The 20,217-nt window shown below is 34.4% G+C and carries 10 protein-coding genes and 1 tRNA gene; 2 read left to right on the top strand and 9 right to left on the bottom strand.

The window, feature by feature from the left end; all coding sequences use genetic code 11:
• Window positions 1-95 precede the first annotated feature (95 nt).
• From ACJ6WR_RS21650 to ACJ6WR_RS21610, 9 genes are all read right to left on the bottom strand, one after another.
• Window positions 96-168: transfer RNA gene (locus ACJ6WR_RS21650), tRNA-Met, on the bottom strand.
• Between the two features lie 218 nt (window positions 169-386).
• Window positions 387-2,015 carry a glycosyl hydrolase family 18 protein gene (locus ACJ6WR_RS21645; RefSeq protein ID WP_409416463.1) on the bottom strand — a complete coding sequence of 543 codons (1,629 nt, stop codon included), beginning with the start codon at window positions 2,013-2,015 and terminating at the stop codon, window positions 387-389.
• Window positions 2,016-2,190: 175 nt separating this feature from the next.
• Window positions 2,191-4,134, bottom strand: a complete 1,944-nt coding sequence (locus tag ACJ6WR_RS21640) for a beta-1,3-glucanase family protein (protein WP_409416462.1) — start codon at window positions 4,132-4,134, stop codon at window positions 2,191-2,193.
• A 263-nt stretch (window positions 4,135-4,397) separates the two neighbouring features.
• Window positions 4,398-7,727 (bottom strand): family 16 glycosylhydrolase, encoded by a 3,330-nt coding sequence (locus ACJ6WR_RS21635; protein WP_409416461.1) that lies wholly within the window; start codon window positions 7,725-7,727, stop codon window positions 4,398-4,400.
• Between the two features lie 714 nt (window positions 7,728-8,441).
• Window positions 8,442-11,372: a triple tyrosine motif-containing protein gene (locus ACJ6WR_RS21630; RefSeq protein ID WP_409416460.1), complete on the bottom strand. Its 2,931-nt coding sequence runs from the start codon at window positions 11,370-11,372 to the stop codon at window positions 8,442-8,444.
• 553 nt (window positions 11,373-11,925) lie between these two features.
• Window positions 11,926-13,260 carry an anaerobic C4-dicarboxylate transporter family protein gene (locus ACJ6WR_RS21625; RefSeq protein WP_409416459.1) on the bottom strand — a complete coding sequence of 445 codons (1,335 nt, stop codon included), beginning with the start codon at window positions 13,258-13,260 and terminating at the stop codon, window positions 11,926-11,928.
• Complete coding sequence (aspA, locus tag ACJ6WR_RS21620) at window positions 13,257-14,666, bottom strand: aspartate ammonia-lyase (RefSeq protein WP_039118548.1); 1,410 nt, start codon at window positions 14,664-14,666, stop codon at window positions 13,257-13,259. Before aspA ends, ACJ6WR_RS21625 begins: the two co-directional genes overlap by 4 nt.
• A 29-nt stretch (window positions 14,667-14,695) precedes the next feature.
• Window positions 14,696-15,745: an asparaginase gene (locus ACJ6WR_RS21615; protein WP_039114361.1), complete on the bottom strand. Its 1,050-nt coding sequence runs from the start codon at window positions 15,743-15,745 to the stop codon at window positions 14,696-14,698.
• Between the two features lie 32 nt (window positions 15,746-15,777).
• A complete protein-coding gene (locus ACJ6WR_RS21610; RefSeq protein WP_409416458.1) occupies window positions 15,778-17,019 on the bottom strand; it encodes a DcaP family trimeric outer membrane transporter in 1,242 nt (413 codons plus the stop codon).
• Between the two features lie 619 nt (window positions 17,020-17,638).
• Between ACJ6WR_RS21610 and ACJ6WR_RS21605 the strand changes: the two genes are divergently transcribed.
• Complete coding sequence (locus tag ACJ6WR_RS21605; RefSeq protein ID WP_409416457.1) at window positions 17,639-18,295, top strand: succinate dehydrogenase cytochrome b subunit; 657 nt, start codon at window positions 17,639-17,641, stop codon at window positions 18,293-18,295.
• A gap of 7 nt (window positions 18,296-18,302) precedes the next feature.
• Window positions 18,303-20,213 carry a fumarate reductase/succinate dehydrogenase flavoprotein subunit gene (locus ACJ6WR_RS21600; RefSeq protein WP_409416456.1) on the top strand — a complete coding sequence of 637 codons (1,911 nt, stop codon included), beginning with the start codon at window positions 18,303-18,305 and terminating at the stop codon, window positions 20,211-20,213.
• Window positions 20,214-20,217 lie beyond the last annotated feature (4 nt).

Below are 20,217 nucleotides of genomic sequence, written 5' to 3'. Positions count from 1 at the left end.
TCTACTTGCACGAGCGTCCCGTTCGTGAACAAAACATGGACAAACATATCAAAACGAAAAAAAGCTCCAGATTTCTCTGAAGCTTTTTGTCTTAGTAGCGGGAACAGGACTCGAACCTGTGACCTTCGGGTTATGAGCCCGACGAGCTGCCTACTGCTCTATCCCGCGTTGTTTCGGGTGCAAAGATACGTAGTCTTTACGGTTATACAATGGAAAAAATGAATTATTTTTAAATAAAATTAAGTACTAAACTAAGTACACTACTTAATTTACTGTAAGTCAATAAACTTAGGGGTTTAATCTCAAAAAAAAGAAGTTCAGTTTATAAAACTAAAACCTGATTCTATGTAGAATCAGGCTTTTTAATTGTGAGGAATAGTCAAATACTATTTTTTTATAAAACGTTTTACTGTTTTTGTACCATCTTTATCTAAAACAATCAGATATATTCCTGCTTTTAAACTTGAAACATCAAGACTGTTATTAATAATCTTTTGTCCAGAGATTGCAGCTCCAGTTTGAGAATCTACAATACTAACATTAATACCAGTAACATCTGTTGTAAAGAAAAGCGTATTCTCTACTGGACTAGGATATACGATTAAAGAATCTGTTTCTTCTATTTCCGAATTTAAAGAAGCTACTTTTGCAGTTGATCCAGATTTAGTGATTTTAATCCAATTAATATTTACCCCACTATTCTGAATGTAGATTCCAAAATTATAAGTACCTGCATTTACATTTACCGTTTGAGATACAGTTTGCCAATTTTGCCAACCTCCCGTATTTGGAATGTTAACAGCTCCTAACTGAATTATACCTGCATTTAAATCCGAGGATATTCTGGCACCATTTACAGCACTTGCAACTCTATATTCAATTACGTATGAGCCTGATGTTGGAAAATTAATGTTAGAATATGCCATCCAATCTCCTGTATCGGCATAACCTACATTTAATCCTCCCCCTGTATCTGTTGTGGCTTCTGTTTGAACTCCACTCATCGATGAGTAATTTTCTGCTTGAATTAAAACTGTACCTACTGGTGGTTGCCCGGCATTTACTACTTGATCAATAGCTGTTAACAAAGATTTAGAACCAACTGCATCTTGAGATAATTCCCAAATCATAACTCCACCTGCATTTTGAATCGCAAATGTCGTTTTTTGCTTAATTGTTGGAATTCCGTTATAGTAAATTGTGCTGGCAACTTGATCCGTATTTTCTGCACCAGGATACGTATTTACAATATTAGCGTATGAAATTCCCTGATTTGCAGAACTTCCAAAACCGTATCCGTAAAACGGAAGTCCTATTATAGCTTTGCTTGCTGGTAATCCTCTGCCTGTCCAATAATTAAACTGATTAACTGCCATACTGTATGGAGAGTGTTGACCCGGACTTCCCGGAGCCCAAGGACCAGTAGCATCATAAGCCATAATATTAATCCAGTCAAAAGCGGCGAATGTAGATGATGGTACATTTGCTCCTCCATATCCTTCAGAAAGTGCTGCTGTAATTAGCTTACCATTTGCATGTAATTTGGCTGCAAGAGCAATTACAAAACCTCCGTAATCACTATTAATCGCTGGGCCTTCTAAATCCATGTCGACACCATCAAAATTATGGGCAACTACATAATCATATATTTTTTGAATAAATGCTGTCCTGTTGGCACTCTTAATCAGATTAAAATAATTGTCGCGAATTGCACCACCTTCAGATACGGAACCTCCACCTAGGGATACAAAAACTTTCACATTTTGGGCATGTGCTGCTTGTATAATTGTATTACTTCCTGAATTAAAAGATAAATATCCATTGGCATCTGGATTTTCGAATGCAATGTTAATGTGGGTTAATTTACTGTATTGAACGCTACTTGAAAATGCATTAAGGTCAATCCAGTTAGGGATGTAAGCTATTACTTTTTTCTGGGCAATTGACAAATTGAAAACTCCCAACATCAAAATGATTATACATCTTGATCGCATTGTTTTGTAATTGTTTTTCATAGGGCTTGTTTTTAAAATTAGTAGGATTTATAATAAATTAATTTATATAGTAGGTTACATAAATTTACACTAAAAACTAACCATATAAGTGATGTAAGTTCATTTTAGCTTACGCTTATTTATAGCGCTAATACTTACTTATATCACTTATAAGGTTAAAATAATTTCTCTAAAACTATTTTTTTATAAAACGTTTGACAATTTTTTTACCGTCTTTCTCAAAGATAATCAAATAAATTCCTGATTTTAAATGCGAAACATTTATACTATTATCTGTTGCTTTTTGTCCAGAAACCGCAGTACCAGTTTGAGAATCAATAATACTAACATCTCCTCCTGCTAGATCTGTTGTATAAAAAAGTGTATTTTCTACTGGGCTTGGATAAATAATTAACGAACTCGGTTCTTCTATTTTTGTGTCTATTGAAGCTACTCTTGCTGTTGCTCCTGTTTTAGTTATTTTAATCCAATTAATGTTTACGCCTGAATTCTGAATGTAGATTCCAAAATTGTAAGTACCTGCATTTACATTTACTGTTTGAGATACCGTTTGCCAGTTTTGCCATCCTCCTGTGTTCGGAATGGAAACATTTCCTAAGGGAATCGTTCCGGCATTTAAATCCGAAGATATTTTTGCACCATTTACAGCACTAGCAACTCTGTATTCAATTAAATATGCTCCTGTCGTTGGGAAATTGATATTATTATAAGCCATCCAATCTCCAGTATCTGTATATCCTACATTCGAACCTCCATCGGTATCTGTGGTTGTTTCTACTTGAATTCCGTTCATGGCAGAATAGTTTTCGGCTTGAATTAAGGTTGAAGATGGCGTTGTAGGTGTTGATCCTCCATATCCTCCAAAAACAGCAATTACTTTGGTAGGTTGTGTAGTATGAAGTGATGGAGATTGATCAGCAACATCATCATAAGCAAATCCGTAAGCCAGATTATCAACACTTATACCTGGCAAATGCCAAAATTTAGAATAATGATTGGTTGGGTTAACTTGGTAAAATTTTGATGCATCATACCAATTTTGTTGCCCAGGATTTGGAGTAGTCACATTTACTACATGCCTGTTAATTGCTGCTGTTAATTGTGCCTGAATTACAAGATCCAAATCACCATCTACAAGTCTTCTGTCTAAGACTCCTTTACCTTCAAGTGCTTCTTGAGTTGATGGTCGATATTGCACTCTTCCTGTACGTCCTACAAATCCTCCAGATTGCCCAACCATTTCTAGTTGTTCGCCTATTACTCTGCCTTTAAAAACACCTGCATCTCCTGCATAAAATATTAAATCTTCTGTTTTATATTTATTCCAGATGGCATCAATATAGGGTTTTAAATAATTGGCTTGAGCGCCTACGGTAGTTCCTCCTGTTCCATCTGCGAAGGCTGGAGTTTTAGACGGCGCAGTAATTTCACCCGTTGCATCATTAACACATCCCTGAAATTGTGATGGTACATTGGCTTTAAATGCTGCAACTATATCAGCATGTTTTTTTAACTCCCCTACTCTTTTTTGGTATCCATTGGCTCCAAATAATTCAAGTCCCATTGGGTATTTATACGAATCTACTCTGGATGGATTACCAAAAAATCCATATTGATTATTAGTAAGTTCTATAATTTCATATAAAATACCTTGATTAGGATCTGTTACGTTTAACGGATTTGGCGATGTATATCCAGATGGTGCTCCATTGGCTCCAAAAAAGTAAAAATACAACTGCTGTCCTTTGGCTATAAAAACCCTGCAACCTGCAATTTGAGGCAACGTAAATGTTTTATTCGGAATTTCACTCAATTTGGTAAAACAATTAGCGTATTTTGAGTTTTGTCCCGGTCCTGTATTTCCTCCAATAGTAGGTCCTGTAACGGTATTGTATGATGAACTCATTGGTAATACCTGACTTGTTTTTGCATTTACCCAAACGTGGTTGCCTGTTGTATAATCAATACCTACAATTGCTACGTACAATTCATTGTCATTAAATGTAGATGTGTTGTTTATTGTAAACGGTATCGGCCCTTGTCCGTACATAAAATTCGATAGCAGCATAAACAGCAATACTGCAATAAAAGGGATTTTTTTAAATTTAAAGTTCCTCATGTTTAAAGTTTTTTTGGGGTTAGTAATAGTATATATTCAAAAGTTAGTAGGCGTGAATGCAATATCATTAAGTTAAGAAAACAACTGTAATGTTTTGCCGAATAAATCTCTCGCAAAGACGCCAAGTCGCAAAGTTTAGGCTTGATTTTTTTTGCGACTTGACGTCTTTGCGAGAAAAATTATAGTTCAAAAGCTTAACTTAATGACATTGAATTAAATGTTGGTTGTAATTATTTAAGCTTATTACAACCAACAAGTTTTAATTATTCTTTAATGATTTTTTTAATCCAGGATTTTTGATCTGATGTAAAGTTTAGAATATAGATTCCTTTAGAAAGCCTACTAATATCGATAACACTTTCATTTGCTTTAGCATCAACCTTATTCTGTAACATAGCATTACCAGATAAATCATAAACGGTAATCATTTTATTATCTAATTTTCCAGATGATGAAACTTGGATATAACTACTCGCAGGGTTTGGATATATATTTAAACCTGTAGTTTCTTCTTCAGGAATTTCGTTTGTTACAATAGCCGACATTTTTGCTGTCGAAGCTGATCCATAAGCTTCTATCTCAAACAATGAATAACCGTAAGGAGTCAACGCTTTGGTTGTACATAAAATTCGGATGTATCTTCCTATTCCGCTTACTACTAAATCATCTGTACCACCATCACTAGCAGTTTGTGTGTTTACAGTTTCATTTTCGGTAAAAACATTATCCGCAGAAATTTGTACTTTATATTGTGTTGCGTAGGCAGCTTCCCATTTAAGAACAACACGATTAATATTGTAATTACTTTGTAGGTCAACATAAACCCATTCGCTTGTATTTGCAAAACTACTTGACCATCTTGTACCCGCATCTCCATCTGTTGCTTTCGCAGAAGAAAAAGTTGTATTTTCTTCGCTTGAAGCTAAAGTTGGTTTAGCCAAAGCCAAATTAACATCGTTACTTGGAACATCTGTAGTAACTAAATTTACACTTCGGATATTATCAAAATAATAAGTGTTTCCTGAACTCGTTCCTGGCTCGAATAAAAATACAAAACGATTTACCTCATTATCTAATGTAGATGCATCTGGCGCACTTGCATATGTAAACACAAGCGTGTGCCAAGTATTGGTTTGTTTTACAACCGCCTGATATACACTATGTCTTCCTACAGGAAAATTAGACGGGATTGATGCACTACTTTCTGCTTGCCAAGAAATAATAGATCCTACTGGTGCAGAAGTGTAAACATCTATTGCAAACTTTTTAGTTCCTTTTTTAAAATCTCCAATATTGTTTAAAGTTGTAGTAAACGAAAAGTTATCATATAATTCAGTTGATTTTCTAACATATTTACCAACTGATGATGACGTATTTATTCCGCTTGCACTAGGATTAACCGTATTTGGAGTATAGGTTCCGATGGCATCTCTAAAAGTAATATTATGTATGGTTTGATAATCTTCATAAACTACTCCTGCCGTAAAAGTATCTGGCAATTTAGTAGAACCAATTCTTATATTATCAAAATAGTATGTATCGCTTGTATAAGAACCTGAATTAACCAAGATTACCATTTGGTTTATAGCCAAATTTGATGTTCCTTCATCGGGGCTTGAATTATAATAAAAGGTAAGTGTTTCCCATTGATTCTGTTTAGTAGTCATTGCTACATAACTACTGTTTCTTCCTGTTGGAAAATTTGCAGGAAGCGATGTTAAACTGTTTTCCAGATTCAAACTAACAACTGTTCCTACTGGTGCTGATGTGTAAACATCAATCATTATTTTATTCGTCTGGTTCTTTAATAAACCTGCATCTTCGATACTATTTTGTGTATTAAAAAACAACACATCATATTGTTCGGTTACATTACGAACATACTTTGCCACATTTGCAGAAGCATTAACCGAATTTGCACCAGGATTAGCAACTACCGAATATGTTCCTGTTGTAGTTCCTTTTATAATCTTATTGATACCGTCATAATTTTGTAAAATATCGGTCGCAATAATTGGCTTTTCGGGTGCGGCTTTTGTGAGTAAATTATCAAAATAATATGTCGCTCCAGAATTAGAGTTGGACTCAAATAAGAATACTACATTATTAATAGACAAAGCACTTGTATTGGCATCTATTACTTTTTCAAATTCAAATTCTATCGTTTCCCATTTATTTTGTACAGTTGTAGTAGCTTTATAACCACTATGTCTTCCTGAAGGATAATTAATAGCTGTTGTTACCAAACTATTTTCTAATTGCATTGATATTTTTGTCCCCACTGGTGCAGAGGTATAAATATCAAATGAAAGTCTTTTTCTGCCATACACATAATCATTGGCATTGGTAATTGTTATGTTTTTTATATTTAATACATCATATATCTCTGAAGCATTACGAACATATTTCCCAACAAGTGCAGATGTATTCACTCCTGTAGCCGACGGATTTGCAACTGCCTCGGTTAAAACTCCTGTTTTATTTAGATAAACTATATTTCTGTTAGACTGAAAATCTTCATGTATTTTCTCAACAGGCAAAGACGGTTCTGTAGTTACAGCTATTTTATATGTTTTACTATCGCATCCATTTACTGTTGCCAATACCGAAACATCTCCTCCAGTTGCTCCCCAATTTACATTAATTACATTGGTTCCTTGTCCTGAAGTTATTGTTGCCCCAGATGGAACTGTCCAAGTATAATTTGCTCCCGCAATAGCGTTTACAGAATATGTTTTGTTGGTTGCATTGGCATATACTTTTGCAGCTCCAATTACGCCATTGGCAAAACTACCATCATAAACTCGTACATAATCTACTAATAATTTTGCAGGAAAATCAGCTGGATTAGGTGCTACTCCTGCACCATTTACACTTGTATAAGGCGTTCCTAAACTCCCGACTGCTAAGTTTAAAATGATATAAAATTTATTATCATTAAATGGCCATCCTCCATTTACAGTAGTATTAGGACTTGCTGTATGAAATAAATTCCCATCTATAAACCATTTTATACTATTTGGTCCCCACTCTACAGCATAAACGTGAAAGTCTGTAGATAAATCCGTTGGAGATGTATAACTTCTACCTGTATAATGATATCCGCCTGCATCGTAATGTAGTGTTCCATCTACCGATTTTGGACTTTTATGTTTGGCTTCCATAATGTCTATTTCACCTGTAAAAGGCCATGTTCCAGTTGCTCCCTCTGGCAACATCCAGAAAGCTGGCCATGCGCCCACTCCCGAAGATAGTTTCATACGCGCTTCAATTCTTCCATATTTTAAAGAATATTTCCCTTCTGTAGTGAGCTTTGCAGAGGTATATGGCTGATCAGGAAATTGTGAGTTTGGCTCATATTTAGCTTCGATATTTAAGTAACTATTTGTACCCTCTTTAACTATCGTTGCCTGGTTTGGATTATACCTTTGCGCTTCGGCATTACCAAAACCACAAAGCGATGGACAACCGTTACCTGTAATACTTTGCCATTTACTACCATCGATTGTAGTACCATTAAACTCATCTGCCCAAACGAGTGTATTACATTGAGAATGTAATTTAATAAAAGGTGACATTACTAAGAATGCCATCAGAATAAACTTTTTTAAAAATTGTAGGTTATTCTTCGGTGGTTGGCCGAGAAAAAAGTTTTTTTGTTTCATAGTTTTTTGTTTTTTGGGGTTAAAAATTATTAAACTCAAAAAGAACTATCTGTAAAAAATAGATTCTTTTTTTATTAATAACTCACAATATTAACAAACAAACTACTATAAACTCACATTTGCAAGTACGGTTTGACTACGGTGCTAAAAAAACAAACACTACAAAAACTTATCAATACAGCAAAATAAATGTGGTTTTATTAGGGATTAAAGCGTTCATTGACTGTCATTAATTTTAAAATCCTTTTAATCTGTGGCAAAATTAACCGCAAAGGACACAAGGGGTTACGCAAAGAGCGCAAAGTTTTAAAAATTAGTGCAATTAGTATAATCTGTGGCGAAAATTAACCGCAAAGGGCACAAAGCTTTTACGCAAAGTTCGCAAAGAATTAAAATCTGTTTAATCTTTTAATCTGTGGCAAAATTAACCGCAAAGGACACAAGGGGTTACGCAAATTTCGCAGAGAATTAGAATCTGTTTAATCCTTTAATCTGTGGCAAAAAGGAACACGGATTAAACGGATTTTCTATCTATTATTTTTAAAAATCTGTTTTTAATCCGCGTCTTTACTTTTGTAAATCCGTATCATCCGCGTCCCTATCCGTGTTCATTTATAGACAATTTAAGATTGCGGTTAAGCTTTAAAAGTTGAGTATAAACTCCGTAATATTTGCCTCAGATGAAAGGTGGAGTTTCTTACGGATACGATATCTGGTATCTTCTACCCCTCTAACCGAGATGCCTAAAAGTGGTGCTATTTCTTTGGTATTGAAATTCATACGCAAATAAGCACACAATCGCATATCGCGGGGCGTTAATTCGGGATAACTTGCTTTTAAACGTTGGATAAAATTATCGTGGAGCTGATTAAAAATTTCTTCAAACTCATTCCAATGTTTATCTCCTTGCAATTCATGATCAATTATTCGATTGATTTTGGTTAAGAAACCCAAATTTATAGCGGAATCATTCCTTTTATCAATTTGATTAATAAGTTCCTTTATAGATAATAAAATTTCATTAAGATGTATCAAATTGACTGTATTTGAAGCTACTTTGGCATTCTTGAGATTAATTGTAGCTTCTAAGTTTTCACGAATCACATTCATGTTTTCTTGTTCTAATAACAGTTTTTGCTCATTAAATGCTGCTTGGTTTAGCAATAGTTCTTTTTCCTGATCTAGAATTAATTGTTGTCGCTTACGTTCTGCTAATTTTTTTTGATATTTAATAATAACATAGATTAGAGTTCCAAAAAGGAATAAATACAAGATATAAGCCCAACTCGTTCTGTACCAAGGCGGCAGAATTTCAAATTTAAAAACAGCTTCTTCGCTTACTACATCATATATATTCTTGGCTCTTACATGAAAAGTGTATTCGTTTTCGGGTAGATTAGTGTATTCTTTTTCTGTTTGTAGTCCCCAATCAGACCATTTTGGTTCAAAACCTTCTAGCCAATATTCGTATTTTGTACCATCGGCATCATCATACCAAAGTGCAGCAAACGAAAAATGAAGTGCATTTTTAGAGTAAGGCAAGGCTGGATAAAATTTATCATTTGTAGTTGTTTCCTTTGCCGAAAGAACATCGTATCTGCTTGAATATAATAGACTGTCTTTTGGAAAAATACTTTTTACTTCGGATATAACTGCTTTGTATTTTAAACCATAGCTTTTATTTTTAATACTATTATAATGAATCAACCCGTCTTGAGTGCCAAAAAATACATCTCCCTCTTGAGTAGTTTGTATGTTTTCGAAGCCAGGAATATATAAATACCTCAGTTTTCTAAAAGGTAATTCTTCTATAGAAAAACTTCCATCCTTTTTTTTATCAATTCTTCCTGTATTATCTCCCGAAACATACCAAATAGCGCTTTTATTGTCGGATTTGAGTAATCTGATGTGATTATTCATACCCAAATACGTTTTAAAAACAGCATCGGGAATCATTCGTTTTGTATAAGAATCTTGTTTGTAAACCCCTTTTGTAGTACCAAAAAGAATTTTATTATTTAGCTTGACGGTATTCAAAAATATACTCGACGGAAAACCGTCTTTCTTGTCATAAAAATGCATGCTTGCAATACTATCAAACGTATTATTCAATCTTATTTTAAAGATTCCCTTGTATCCATGTGCTATCCAAATATTATCTTCTTTATCAATTGTAATTACTCTGCTACTTTCTTTAAAGCCTTTAATTTTAAACTGATATACCCAGGATTGATTTACCTTTTTTAATAAATATAATCCCGAATATCCTCCCACTAATAACAAATTGGGATGATTTGGCATAACTACACCTTGCCATGCTCCATCTGTTTTTGCAACTAATTTTGCTGCACTTCCGTTTATCTCGAATATTCCGTTTTTTTCGAAAGCCAAAAGTACATTATCAAAAACACCAATGTTCCATACCGTTTCAGACATTCCCGCTACACGCTGAAAATGTATATTTCCGTGTTGCCCAAGTTTATATTTCTCCCAATCCAACCAAAACAATCCATTATCCGTTCCTATATATAACTTATTTTGATAAATCTGACTGCAATATATTTTGGTTTCGAAGTTTGTGGTATCCAGAATTCTTGATAATGGCGATGAAATTTGAATAAGCGCAATCCCATCTTTAAGTGTTACCCACAAATTACCTGCTGCATCGAGCTTAAGATTGGTAACATACTCATTTTGCAAACCCATTTGCTTATTGATATGCTGAATTAAGTGTCCGTTTTTATCAATAATAATGAGTCCGTTTTCTCGTGTTCCAATAGCATAATATCCATCTGGAAGAAGAATACCAACAGAAACCTGATTTTGTTTTAAAAGATAATCTGCTTCGGTTTTTAAAGGTTTTAATTGGTTGTTCTTGTAAATAAAAAAGCCGTCTTTTTGAGTTAATACTGTTAGGTTATTTTCGGTTCCGAATAGCTTCAGGATTTTCATTCCTGCAAATTTAGAACCGCCATCAATAGAAATCAACTGATCATCTTTTACTTTAAGTAATCCTTTCTTATTATCTAATACATAAAGATTAGTGCTAATTTTAAAAAACTCATCAAAACTCGTAGTAGCTTTTATAACTTGAATTTTATTATTCTTATAAATAAAAAGAGCTTCGTACGAGAAAAAAATTACTTCATCATTATGAACAATAGTATGCCATACATCACTAAAATTTCTGGATGAAACTGGAAGTAATTTAACTAAAGATGTATAGTCGTATTGACCATTTGACTGTTTGGTTACAAACCCAAAATCGCCTTGAGCACCTATAAAAATTTTATCGTTTTTATCTATTGCGAGGGAGCGAACCATACTCTTGTTTTCTGGCTGCATAATTATCCCCCATCTTACTCCATCAAATTGTAATAAACCAAAATGATTGGCAAAATACATCATTCCTTGAGAGTCTTGTAAAACATCCCAATTCTCTGAAGCTGCTTTATAGGTTTTAGGGCTATAATTTGTTATAAAAGGAACACCTATTTTCTTAATTTGAGCGTTAAGTACGAAGGTTACAAATAAAATAGAGATACATAAAAATCTAATTCTAAATTTGATCATTTTGTTTTATACAGTAGGTTATTTTTGGTGCTTTTACAGCGACTATTATAAAAAAACTTCTGGGGCAAGAAATTCTTTTAAACAAAAAAAACGTTTTTAGTATTATTCAAAAAGCACTAAAAATTAGTATTTCGAATTAATTAAAAACGAATATATAAAATCAAATATATAAAAAAATATTTTGTAGTAAGGATGTAATAGATTGCTAATTTGAATTTTAGCAGCTACTTCCTGTAGTAATGGTAGCAGTAATACTTCAAGTAAAAAAAAGATTCCACAATACTCAAAATTAATCTGTTCGTTATAATTAGTTTTGACACATAGGCAGACTCAACATTAAAAGGCGTAAGTATTCTTTGATGCAGATTTCAAAAGATTTAAGCTGATATATGCAGATTCATTTACTAATAAATCTGCTCTAATCTGTATTATCTACGTGAAAAAAATCTTTTGCTGATTTTAAATCCTTAATCGAAACTTTATAGGTTTAAAATTAGTAATGATTTGCTTTTCTTGCATTATGAAACAAGAAAAACAAATCATTAATTAAGTACTATAAAAACATGCTTAATAAAAAACCTGAAGCGATAGTTACAGCAATGGTAACAAGTCCGGGAAGCATAAAACTGTGATTAACTACATATTTCCCTATACGAGTTGTGCCTGTACGGTCAAAATCCATGGCAGCGACTAATGTAGGATAACCCGGTAATATAAAGTCGGCATTTACAGCTGGAAACATCGCTATAAGATGTGGCTGACCAATTCCTAAAGACAATCCTATTGGCATCATAATTTTTGTTGTAGCAGCCTGACTAAAAGTCAATGCTCCCATAATTATCAAGGCAAAGGTAAAAGTAAAAGGATACTCTGATGTTATATCTCTAAAAGTGCTTTCTATTAAAGCATTATTTGCTCCCATAAAAGTGGCACTCATCCATACTACACCTAAAACTGAAACAATTGCAGTAGCCATTGATGTAAACAAACTCATTTTTGCTACCAACACTGGAGGCGTTTTGGTAATTATCATTATCAATGCCGAAGCCGATAATGTTATCATGATTATTAATCCTGTAAGGTTAATTGCTCCATCTGCTCCTACCGCAAATCCTGCAGTTCCTTCTCCAACATTTGGAATAAATTGCGGAAATGCTCCAAAAAATATGATGAGTAATATGGCACTACCAAAAATAAATACTGCTGTTTTTGCACCTGGTTTTAACTCTCTATTTGTTTCGGCTGTTTTGTTTATACTCTCAGTAAATTCAGGGTCTTTCATTTTTTCGATAAACTCTGGATCATCATTAAGTTCTTTGCCTTTTTTCCATACCGAAATAACACCCGCTATAATACCTATCATACAAGCAGGAATACATACTTTCATTATATCTACAACTGCTGTAGAATAAGCTAGTATTGCTGCCAATGAAGCCGTTGCCGCACTCATTGGGCTACCCGTAAGTGCCATGTGTGATGCGATAACAGATATACTTAACGGTCGTTCTGGTCGTATTCTTTTCTTGGCTGATACTTCGGCTATAATAGGTAGTAGTGAATATACTATATGCGCTGTTCCTGCAAATAGACATAAAAAGTAAACTGTAAATGGCGCTATAAAAGTTATATACTTCGGATTACGTCTAATAATCATCTCGGCAATACTTACCAAATAATCCAAACCTCCAGCTGCCTGTAAGGTGGCAGCTGTGGTTACAATGGCTAAAATGATAAGAAGTACCGCTATAGGCGGATCAGCAGGACGCATATGAAAAAACAAGACAAAAATAAGCAGTCCTATCATTCCCATAACTCCCAAGCCTATCCCTTTAAGCCGTGACCCAATAAGGATCATAGCCATAAGTATAGCGAACTGTACTAATATCATGAAGTGATGAATTTAGGATTAATAAGGTTTTCTATAGAGTAAATCTCCTCCCATTTGTCTTGGGTAATTAGCTTTCTTTCATTTACTACAATATCGTGTATCGATTTACCTGTTTTAAGTGCTTCTTTGGCAATACTTGAAGAAGCTTCGTATCCTAAAATTGGGTTAAGTTGTGTAACAATACCAATACTATTCATTACTAAATCTTTTGCATGTTCTGCATTGGCAGTTATACCTACAATACATTTATCTTTTAAAGTATTGCAAGCTTTAGTAAGATACTCTAATGATGTAAACAAGGCAAACCCAATTACTGGCTCCATTACATTTAATTGCAATTGACCCGCTTCTGCTGCCATTGTAACCGTTAAATCGGCACCAATAACATAAAAACAAGTTTGGTTTACTACTTCGGGTATTACAGGATTTACTTTTCCTGGCATAATCGAAGATCCTGGCTGAAGCGCTGGCAAATTAATCTCATTAAATCCACAACGAGGTCCGCTACTTAATAAGCGAAGGTCATTACAAACTTTACTCAATTTTATGGCACTTCTTTTTAAAGTTCCACTTACTTCTACAAAAGCACTTGGGTCGTAAGTCGCTTCAAATAAATCGCCTGCAAGCGTAACAGGAACTCCACTTACTTCGGCAAGGTATTTTACACAAAGTTCTGGATACCCTTCTGGAGCATTTACTTTACTACCAATGGCAGTTGCTCCCATATTTACCTCTGTAATTAATCTTTCTGATTGGCGCAAACGAATTACATCTTCGCCTATTGTTGTTGCAAAAGCATTAAACTCTTGTCCTAATGTCATTGGTACAGCATCTTGTAATTGCGTACGTCCCATTTTAATAACATTAGCAAACTCTTTTCCTTTCTGAAAAAAGGCTTCTTGCAGTTGCGCTAAGGCTTCTGTAAAATACTCTATTTTAAGATAAATTGCTATTCTAAAAGCCGATGGATAGGCATCATTTGTACTTTGTGAAAGGTTTACGTCATTATTAGGATGAAGGTATTGATACTCTCCTTTTTTATGTCCCATATATTCCAATCCCAAGTTGGCAATTACCTCATTAGCATTCATATTGGTGGATGTACCTGCTCCTCCTTGAATAAGATCACTTATAAACTGGTCTGCAAATTCTCCTGCAATTAATCTATCACAAGCATAAATAATAGCTTCAGCCTTTTTTGCATCTAATACACCAAGATCTCTGTTGGCCATTGCTGCAGCTTTTTTCACATGACCAAAAGCCTTAATAAATAAAGGTTCTGATCCAATAGGAATTCCTGTTATATCAAAATTTTCTTTGGCACGTACTGTCTGTACTCCATAATAACAATTGTTTGGTATTTCTTTTTCTCCAAGAAAATCATGTTCTGTACGAAAGTTGCTCATAATGTAATGTGTTAAATTATTAAAGGAAATTAAAAACGGAAGAAATAATCTTGCAGTTCTTTTTTGTTTTTTGATTTTGTAAGTCCAAGCATCAATAATATTCTTGCTTTTTGCGGACTAAGATTATCTGATACTACTGTACCAAGTTCATTGTCATTTGTTTCTCCATCAAGCACTACTCTGCCTTCTAGACAACGGCTTGAGCGACAAACTGCTATATTTGCTTTAGTAGCTTTTTTTATAGCTTCGGTAAAAGCTTTAGAGAAATTTCCGTTTCCAACACCAGCTATTACAATACCTTTTACTTTTTGTTTTACTAAATAATCTATATATTCTGGAGAGGCATCGGCATACATATATACAATTTCTACTTTAGGTAATTTTGTGTTTTTATTTACTTCAAAAGGTCCTTCTTTTGCTGTTTCTCTTACCGATGATTTGTAATATTCTACACGGCCATCATATACTTCTCCTAGCGGTCCAGAATCTGGTGATCTAAAAGCATTTACTTTTGTTGTACTAGTTTTAGTAACTTCTCTGGAATCGTAGATTGATTCATTAAAAGATACTAATACACCACGCCCTTTACTTTTAGGATCTGCAGCGACAGTAATTGCATCAAAAAGATTTTTAGGTCCATCTGCACTTATAGCTGTTGCCGGACGCATAGATCCTGTAATTACAACAGGTAATTCATGCGGTAAAACTAAATCAAGAAAATAAGCTGTTTCTTCCTGAGTATCAGTACCATGCGTTATAACGACACCATCTGCCTCATTTTTACTAAATATTTCATTAATACGTACAGCTAGTTTTTTCCATATTTCAATACTCATATCCTGACTACCTACAGAAGATATTTGTTCTCCGCTAATATCTGCAATAGCGTTTATGCTCGGAATACTTCCTATAAGATCAGCTACAGGAATTTTACCCGCAGTATATCCAGCTCTATCCGAAGATTTTCCTTCGCCTGCTATAGTTCCACCCGTGGCAAGAATTATGATTCTGGGCTTTTGTTGTCCAAAGGCCAAAGATGTTGCAATACACAACAAAAATACAAGTACTAATTTTTTCATTTTTTAAAATATTTATTTGGTTAATCCTGATATTAGAAATTAAATAGCATCCCAAAATTGATGCGAACGGCGTTAGCTCCTTGTGTACTTCCATCGGCATATTGCAATTGTTTGTACCCTATTTGTGGTTCAAGTGCAATTGTCAGAAAATCAAAGAAGTCATACGATGCGTTAAGCGTAAACTGGTAATTTGTCATTCGGTCCCAACCTGCTAGTGTACCTGCTCCATCATAAAAATGATTATAAGAAGCCATAACCATCGAGTGAAACTTTTTATTAAAGAAACGTTCGTACGAAATAAAACCAGCATGTACAGGTAATAGATCTAGTTTTCCTGAAAAATCTGATCTGGCAAAACCATCAAGACCTGATCCTCCTACAGCTAGAAAATAATCACTAATTCCCTTACCGATTGTCCATTGTGCTTGCAGATTATTTACTAAACCTGATTTTTTTCTAAAAAATATACTTGTCATGGCAGTAACACCACCACCACTTTGAGAATCAAATTCAAACTCTGTTTTTCCTGCTGCAATATCCTCAGAGTCATAAGCAATACTGCGATAAAGACCTGATAATTTCATGAAACCTCCGTTATCAAAAGCATATCGTATACCAGCCACAGCATCGGGAGCTCTAGAGGGAGCATAATCTACACCATGAGTTGGACTTAACGTATAATCATACAAACGGCGCGGCTCCATATACTCTGCCGAAAGCATAAAAGAGGTATGTCCGTTTTCTTTAAAAAGACCTGTGTAACGTACTTGAATCCTACGAGAAAGTACCATACCAGTAGGTCCGTCCCAATCTAATAATGGCGAAGGCCATAAGGATGAATCACCAAAATTTGACCAAGTTTGCCCTACTGTCCAATGATCATACTGAACGTAAGCATGACGCAGCCTAAACTGAGACGTATTATTAGCACCTTCAAAATCAGCTTCTAACATTGATTTTAATTCTTTACCATTATTTAATTGTATCGTGCTAACAAAACGCAACTGCGACTGTCTCATATCCATACTAAAAGAAGGTATATCTAAACCCGAAACATCATTATTATGAATAAGAAACGAACTATTACCCGCAAGGCTTCCCTTAATATCATAAATACCATTTAATTTAAGTCTTCCTATAAGTCTGGCTGTAACTTTGGGTTTCCCATTTAAAGTATCTTTAGACTCTACAGCCATTAATTGGGCATTTAATGAGTTGGATAACAATACACAGGAACAAAAAAGAACCAATAGCAAAAGTTTGTTTTGTTTCATAAATTATATAAATAAGGGGGGTATAATAACGAAGTTTAATTACTTTCTTTTTGAGAATAGTTTATATAATTACACCATTACAGATGTATTAACAACGGTATAGGATAAATTAGAATTTCTATCTAGATAAACTATTTAGAAAATTGCATTGTGGTATTGTAGACGGGCCTAAAAAATTTAATCCATTCTAATCGGATTAGGCTTATTGCTATAACAAAGCTTGTATTAAAACACAAAAACATCAGTCGGTTAAAGGGTATCTTTTTCATACAATTCCTAAGATTAGATTTAGTATACAAAATCATTGATACAAACAAATATAAAAATAAATAGTACAAAATCTTACAAAAAATAATTTGTTTATTCTTGAAAATTTACCTATTACATAATAACAGGGGTGCTTATTTTTTAATACTTCATTATTAATAGAATATTATGGCTAAATATTAAAGAATAAACAATGTTTAATTTTTAGGCATTTTTTTTCAGAAAAATAGGATATTGATTATTTACACCCATTCCATTTTACGTTTTTAATTAAAAGATTCAATCTAAAATTAAATGAATTATAGTAAATTAGGATTCCCTTAATATTAAGTCTTAAAAAATCTTGCAAATAATGAAATCTACTACTTTAAAAAACAAGATGATTATCGCAGCTACAGGCCTTTTCTTATGCTTTTTTCTTGTGATACATCTGCTTGGTAACTTACAACTTTTTTTACCCGAAGATCAGGCAAGAGAACAATTCAATTGGTACTCTAAATTATTGTCAGGCAATATGTTTATAAAAATTATTTCCTGGGTTTTGTATTTATCCTTAATCGGACATGCAATTTATGCAATAATTGTTACTATAAAAAATAATACTGCAAGTAAACAAAACTACCATTATGACAAAAGAAATTTTGCCAGTGCATGGAATAGTCGGAACATGGGCATATTAGGTACAATCCTACTCCTATTTCTTATCATACACTTTAAGGATTTTTGGTATGTATATAAATTTACTAACCTGCCTGTAGATGCAGCAGGAAATAAGGATTTATATGAGATTGTTGTACAATCGTATTCGCAACTATGGTATGTAATAATTTATGAGATATCATTTATAGCATTAGGTTTCCACCTATTACATGGTTTTTTTAGTGCCTCGAGAACAATGGGACTTTATCATCCTAAATATGTAAAAGCTATAAAAGTATTTGGATGGGGATATACCCTAATTATCACAGGAGGTTTCATGGCAATTCCCCTTTATATTTATTTAAAATAGTATGAAAATGAGAGATTCAAAAATACCAGATGGCCCACTTGCTGATAAATGGAATAATTATAAAGCCAAAGCAAAACTTGTAAATCCTGCTAACAGAAAGAAACTTACTGTTATAGTTGTAGGAACAGGACTTGCAGGATCTTCTTGTGCGGCATCACTTGCTGAACAAGGATACAACATTAAATCATTTTGTTTTCAGGATTCGCCCAGAAGAGCACATTCAGTCGCTGCACAAGGTGGTGTAAATGCTGTTAAGAATTATAAAAACGATGGCGACAGCGTGTATAGAATGTTTTACGATACTATAAAAGGTGGAGATTTTAGATCTCGCGAAGCCAATGTGTATAGATTAGCCGAATGTTCAGCTAGTTTAATAGACCAATCGGTTGCTCAAGGTGTTCCTTTTGCAAGAGAATATGGAGGTTACTTAAACAATAGATCCTTTGGAGGCGTACAGGTTTCCAGAACCTTTTATGCGCGAGGACAAACAGGACAGCAACTTTTGCTTGGAGCGTATCAATCACTTCTTCGTCAAGTAAACACTGGTAAAGTTACCATGCATACGCGTCACGAGATGCTCGAATTGGTTTTGATAGATGGCAAAGCCAAAGGAATTATAGCGCGTAATCTAGAAACTGGAGCCATAGAGCGTCATGCTGCCGATGCTGTAGTACTTGCAACAGGTGGTTATGGTAAGGTGTATTACCTTTCTACGCTTGCTATGGGCTGTAATAGTTCGGCAATATGGCGAGCACACAAAAAAGGGGCTTATATGGCAGGCGTAAGTTGGATTCAGTTCCATCCTACTTGTCTTCCTCAACATGGAGAAAATCAGTCGAAGCTTACTCTTATGTCTGAATCATTGCGAAATGACGGTCGCATTTGGGTTCCTAAAAAAGCGGGAGACGATAGAATTCCTAATGCTATCCCCGAAGAAGAAAGAGATTATTATTTAGAACGTCGATATCCTGCCTTTGGTAATCTTGCTCCTAGAGATATTTCTTCACGAGCTGCCAAAGAACGAATTGACACTGGTCATGGTGCCGGACCAATGAAGAATGCCGTTTATTTGGATTTTTCGGATGCAATCGCTGTACAAGGCAAGAAAAACATCGAAGCCAAATACAGCAACCTTTTTGCTATGTATGAAAAAATCAACGGAATCGATGCTTATAAAGAACCTATGCTTATCTCGCCAGCTGCACATTTTACAATGGGCGGACTTTGGGTAGATTATGAACTTATGACTACAATTCCTGGATTGTTTGCCCTTGGTGAAGCCAACTTTGCAGATCATGGAGCAAATAGACTTGGTGCAAATTCTCTGCTTCAGGCTTGTGTCGATGGCTATTTTATAGCTCCCTACACTATTCCTAATTATTTGTCTGGCGAACTAAACGCTTCCCGAATTAGTACCGACCATCCCGCTTTTGCGGAAGCAGAAAAAACGGTTAGAGATCAATTAAACCAATTTTTACAAAGCAAAGGAAATTTATCAACTGATTATTTCCATAAAACCATAGGACGATTATTGTATGAAAAATGCGGGTTATCCAGAAGTAAACAGAATCTTGAAGAAGCAATTGTAGCCATAAAATCTTTGAAAGCTTCTTTTGAAAAAGACTTACTAATAACTGGTGATGATACATTAAATAGTGAATTAGAAAAAGCCGGACGTGTAGCCGATTATATTGAATTAGCTGAGCTTATGTGTTACGATGCATTACAAAGAGAGGAATCTTGCGGAGCGCATTTTAGAGAAGAATACCAAAGTAACGAAGGAGAAGCAGTACGAAATGATGCCGATTTTTGTTATGTGTCGGCTTGGGAATGGAAAGGAGAATCAAATCCTCCTGAACTACACAAAGAGCCTTTGGTATTTGAATCAGTAGAACTTGCAGTACGTAGCTACAAATAATTAA

The sequence above is a fragment of the Flavobacterium sp. PS2 genome, assembly GCF_046250155.1.
Taxonomy (GTDB): domain Bacteria; phylum Bacteroidota; class Bacteroidia; order Flavobacteriales; family Flavobacteriaceae; genus Flavobacterium.
This window is presented reverse-complemented; position numbering and strand designations above follow the sequence as displayed.